Origin of the sequence: Streptomyces sp. NPDC004542 (assembly GCF_040610035.1) — a bacterium.
Lineage (GTDB): Bacteria > Actinomycetota > Actinomycetes > Streptomycetales > Streptomycetaceae > Streptomyces.
The window spans coordinates 1-4756 of record NZ_JBEXLP010000177.1; the positions used below are offsets into that span (position 1 = coordinate 1).

The following is a 4756-nucleotide window of genomic DNA, read 5'->3' on the forward strand; positions in this document are numbered from 1 at the left end:
CCTGCCCGACGGGCGGCTCGCCGCGCTCGCCGGCGGCGGCGGCGCGGCCCACCTGCTCACCAGCTCCGCCCTCGCCGACCGGATCGGACCGCTGGTCGGCGCGCCCGCCGTCCTGCTCGACCGGCTCCCCGCCACCGGCCCCCCGCCGGCCGCCTTCCGCGCCCCGCACCCGCGCTCGCTCGCCTACGTCAGCCACACCTCGGGCTCCACCGGCGCCCCCCTTCCCGTCCTGATCGAGCACGGCGGCCTGGACACGTACCTGCGCGCCGTCGTCCGCGACAACGCCCTCAGCCCCGGCACCGTGACCCTCCAACTCGCCCCGCCCGGCTACGACGCGTCCATCCGGGACACCTTCGCACCGCTCGCCGCGGGCGGGTGCGTCGTCCTGGCCGAACGCGCGCGCCTGCTGCACGCCGACTCCTTCGCCGACACCCTGGCCGAGTACCGCGTCGACACCCTCCTCAGCACCACTCCCTCCTTCCTGGGCTTCCTCGCCCAGTCGCCCCGCGCGGCCCGGCGACTGCGCTCCCTGCGCCTGGTCTGCTCGAGCGGCGAGTCGCTGCGCCCCTTCCTCGCCGCCGGCGGCCGTGCTCTGGTCGGCGGCCGGCTGGTCAACCAGTACGGGCCCAGCGAGTGCACCATGACCTCCACCCGCTACGACGTGCCGGCCGCCCCCGACACCTCCGCCGACATCGTCGGCACCGCCATCGACGGCACCGTCGTACGCCTGCTCGATCCGCGGGGGCGCGACGTCCTGGACGGGCGGACCGGCGAGGTGCACATCGGCGGCGCCGGCGTGGCCCGCGGCTACGGCGGGCAGCCCGGCCTGACGGCCGACCGGTTCGCGCCCGACCCGTACGGACCGCCCGGCGCACGGCTGTACCGGACCGGCGACCTGGCCCGGCGCGCCCCCGACGGCAGCCTGGAGTACCTCGGCCGGGCCGACCGCCAGATCAAGATCCGCGGCCATCGGGTGGACCCGGCCGAGATCGAGGGCGCCCTGCTCGCCCACCCCGGGGTCACCGGCGCCGTGGTGACCGCCGCGACCGACGACCGGGGCCGGACCTGGCTCGGCGCCCACGTCACCGGCCCGCTCGAGAGCACCACCGACGCCGAGCTGCGCGCGCATCTGGCCCGCACCCTGCCGCCGCACATGATGCCCAGGCGGTTCACCCGGCTGGAGCGCCTGCCCGTCACCCACAGCGGCAAGGCCGACCGGCGGGCCCTGCGCGCCACCGTCCCGGAGCCCGTGTCATGACGGCCGCGGACACCCGGATCGCACCGGCCGCCGTACCGGCCGCCGCCGACCGGATCGCCCCCCACGTCAGACACACCCCGCTGCTGCGCCGCGACGCTCTGCCCGGACTGCTGGTCAAGGCCGAACACCTCCAGCACAGCGGGTCGTTCAAGCTGCGCGGCGCGGCCAACGCGATGCTCGCGCTCGGCGCCGACGAGGTGGTCGCCGGCTCCTCCGGCAACCACGGCATCGCGCTGGCCACCCTCGGCCGCACGCTCGGCGTCCGGGTCACGGTGGTGATGGCGGCCGGCGCGGCCGAGGCGAAGGAGGCGGCCGTCCGGGCGCTGGGCGGCCGGGTGGTCCGGGTGCCCGGCGGGGTGGCCGACCGCGACCGGTACGCCAAGGACCTCGCCGCCCGGACCGGGGCCGCGCTGGTGCCCTCGTCCGACCACGAACTGGTGGTGGCGGGACAGGGCACGGTGGGTCTGGAGGTGCTGCGGGACGCCCCCGGTCTCGACGCGGTCTTCGTACCGGTGGGCGGCGGCGGTCTGCTGGCCGGTGTCTGCCTCGCCGCCGCCCATCTGGGCAGCGGGGTCCGGATCATCGGCGTGGAACCCGACCGGGCCCGGCGCTACGCCCGCTCCGTCGCCGCCGGCCGCCCGGTCGAAGTGCCGCCCAGCGACTCGGTGGCGGACGGGCTGCGCGGCCAGCGGCCCGGCGAGGTGATCCTCCCGATCGTCCGGCACCGGGTCGACGAACTGATCGGTGTCGGCGACCGGGCCGTGCTCCACGCGATGGCCCTGCTGCACCGCGCCGGCGTTCCGGCCGAGCCGAGCGGCGCGGCCGCCCTGGCCGGCGCCCTCCGGCTCGGGCTCCCCGGCCGCAGCGCCGTCGTCGTCTCCGGCGGCAACGGTGCCGCCGCCCTGACCGCCGCCCGGTCCGCGCACGCCGGCACCGGCCGCTGACCGGCCGCCGGCCGCGCCGGGCCTCACCTGCCCTCCTCCACACCGGCCCTGACCAGCCCCGACCAGTCCGGACTGTTCCCACCATTCCCAACCGGTCCGAACCAGCCCAAAACGCTCCGACCCACTTCGCAGAAGGACGGCCATGAACCCCATCGACACCGCCGCACTCACCGCGCTGATCACCGGCTACTACCGCGAGACGCTCGGCGACGACACCGTCGACGCCACGAGTGACTTCTTCGAGGCGGGCGGCGACTCGCTCGCCGCCTTCCAGATCGTCCACCGTCTCCAGGAACTGCTCGATGCCGAGATCGCCGTCGCCCTGGTCTTCACCTATCCGTCCCCCGCCGAGCTCGCGGAGGTCGTCGTCGCCGACCTGTCCCCCGTTCACGCGTCCGCTCCCGCGTCGGCCTAGGGGGCACCGGTATGCACGAGGGATCCGTCTCTCTGAGCGGCCGCTGGCGGCTGTGGGACCAGGTCGCGGTGCGCGGCGCGGGGTTCCCGGCGGACGGGGTGCTCCGGCTCGCGCCGGACGGCCTGGCCGCCGCGGCGGACAAGTTCGGGCCGCGGGACGCCCTGTCCGGCGCCGCCTGGAAGGCCTTCGAGGCAGAGTTCGCGCAGGCCGCCGTGCGGGCGGCCACGAGCGCGCAGGAGATCGCCGCCTCGGGACCGTTCCGGGCCGCGGTCGCCTGGCAGAACCGGGGGGTGCTCGACTCGGCGGTCCGGCCGTTCCTCAACTGGTCGCCGACGGCCGCGGGCCGCACCTTCAAGCAGCGCCAGCGCGAGGAGCTGGTGGCGCACTACTGGCAGCGGTTCTGCGTCAAGAACGACACCATCGGCTTCTTCGGACCGGTCGGCTGGGGCACCTTCGACACCGCCCGGCCCGGCGTGGCCGTCGAGCCGGGCACCGGACTGACCTCGTCCTCGGAGGTCTTCTGGTCCAGCTGGTCGGTCGACGCCCTGGCCCGGGAGATCGACGCGGACCCGGCGGTGCGCCCCTGGACGGCGCCCCGCCGGGTGCCGTTCGTCCGGCTGGAGGAGGACGCCGTACGGGTCCCTGCCAGACCGCCGCACCCGGTGCCGCCGGAGACGCTCCGGCTGCTGCGCCTGTGCGACGGCACCCGCTCGGTTCCGGCCCTCCAGCAGGAGATGGGCCCCGGAACCGACGTGCCCGCCCTGCTCGACGAACTGGTCCGGCTGCGCTGGATCACCTGGCGGCTGGACGTACCCGCCGACATCCGGCCCGACCGCCGACTGCGCGCCTGTCTGGAGCGGATCGGCGAGCCGGCGCTGCGCGCCGCCGCCCTCGCCCGGACGGACGAACTGCGGGGCGCGGTCGAGGCCGTCCGGGCGGCGGGCGAGGATCCCGAGCGCCTGGTCGCCGCCCTCACCTCCGTGGAGGAGACGTTCCGGCGAGTGACGGACGCGGCCGCCAAACGTGAGAAGAGCACCACCACGGCGCCCGGCCGCGCCGTGGTGTACTCCGACAGCCGCCGCGCCGCCCGGGTGACGCTCGGCAGCCGTGTGCTGGCCGCGCTCGCCCCGCTCGATCTGCTGATGTCCGCGGCCGCCTGGCTGACCTCCGCCCTGGCCGCCCGGGTGACGGAGCGCGTGACCGAGGTGTACGAGCGGCTGCGCGCCGACGCCGGGCCCGGACGGCCGGTGGACCTCGCCGCCTTCTGGTTCGCCTGCATGCCGGTCCTGCACGGGGCCGCGGCCGCCGACGCCGCCGAGCTCCAGGCGGAGTTCGAGCGCCGCTGGCAGCGGATCCTCCCGGCCTCGCGGGGGGTGCGCCGGGTCACGGTCGCCGGCGCAGACATCGCCGACGGGGTGGCGGAGGCCTTCGGGCCGGCCACCGCGGCGGGCTGGACCGCGGCGCGGTACATCAGCCCGGACGTGATGATCGCCGCGGAGGACGCCGCCGCCGTCGAGCGCGGCGAGTTCCACCTCACCCTCGGCGAACTCCACCTGGCCGCCAACACGCTCGGCAACGAACTGTTCGTCAACCAGCACCCCGACCGCCGCGAGCTCTTCGACCGGACCGACCGGGACCACCCGGCGCCCCGGCTCATGCCGCTGCTGCCCAAGGAACACAAGTCCCGGCTCTCCGCCCGGATCCGGCACGCGCTGGTGCGGCCGCGGGACTACCAGGTCGCCCTCCTCGACAACACGGCGGACCCACACCGCGCCCGCACCGTGCCGAGCGCCGACGCCGTGGTGGAGCGGCGCGACGGCCGGCTCTGCGTGGTGCTGCCCGACGGCGCGGTGTTCCCGGCCGTGGAGGTCTTCGCCCATGTGCTGACCACGCTGGTGACGGACCGGTTCCGGCTCCTGCCGGAAGCCGGCCACTCCCCCCGGGTCACCGTCGACCGGATGACGGTGGCCCGGGAGAGCTGGCGGTTCACCGGCTCCGCGCTGGCCGCCGCCTTCGCCGACGACAAGAGCGAGGCCCGCCGGTTCGTCCGGGCCCGGCAGTGGCGCGACACCCACGAACTGCCCCGCTTCGTCTTCGTCGTCTCCCCCACCGAACCCCGCCCCTTCTTCGCCGACTTCG

The 4756-nt window shown here is 76.2% G+C and carries 4 protein-coding genes; all 4 read left to right on the top strand.

The window, feature by feature from the left end; all coding sequences use genetic code 11:
• On the top strand, window positions 1–1258 hold a 1258-nt coding region (locus ABZX30_RS37690; protein ID WP_355942836.1), incomplete at its 5' end, for an amino acid adenylation domain-containing protein.
• Complete coding sequence (locus tag ABZX30_RS37695; protein WP_355942839.1) at window positions 1255–2202, top strand: pyridoxal-phosphate dependent enzyme; 948 nt, start codon at window positions 1255–1257, stop codon at window positions 2200–2202. The genes ABZX30_RS37690 and ABZX30_RS37695, both read left to right, overlap by 4 nt.
• A gap of 142 nt (window positions 2203–2344) precedes the next feature.
• Entirely contained in the window at window positions 2345–2617 is a 273-nt protein-coding gene (locus tag ABZX30_RS37700; RefSeq protein WP_355942841.1) for an acyl carrier protein, read from the top strand.
• Between the two features lie 11 nt (window positions 2618–2628).
• Window positions 2629–4756 (top strand): lantibiotic dehydratase (locus tag ABZX30_RS37705; RefSeq protein ID WP_355942844.1); only part of this gene is annotated, 2128 nt, incomplete at its 3' end.

Coding starts and splice junctions, on each gene's coding strand:
- ABZX30_RS37695 (WP_355942839.1), top strand. CDS start 1,255: ATGACGGCCGCGGACACCCGGATCGCACCGGCCGCCGTACCGGCCGCC.
- ABZX30_RS37700 (WP_355942841.1), top strand. CDS start 2,345: ATGAACCCCATCGACACCGCCGCACTCACCGCGCTGATCACCGGCTAC.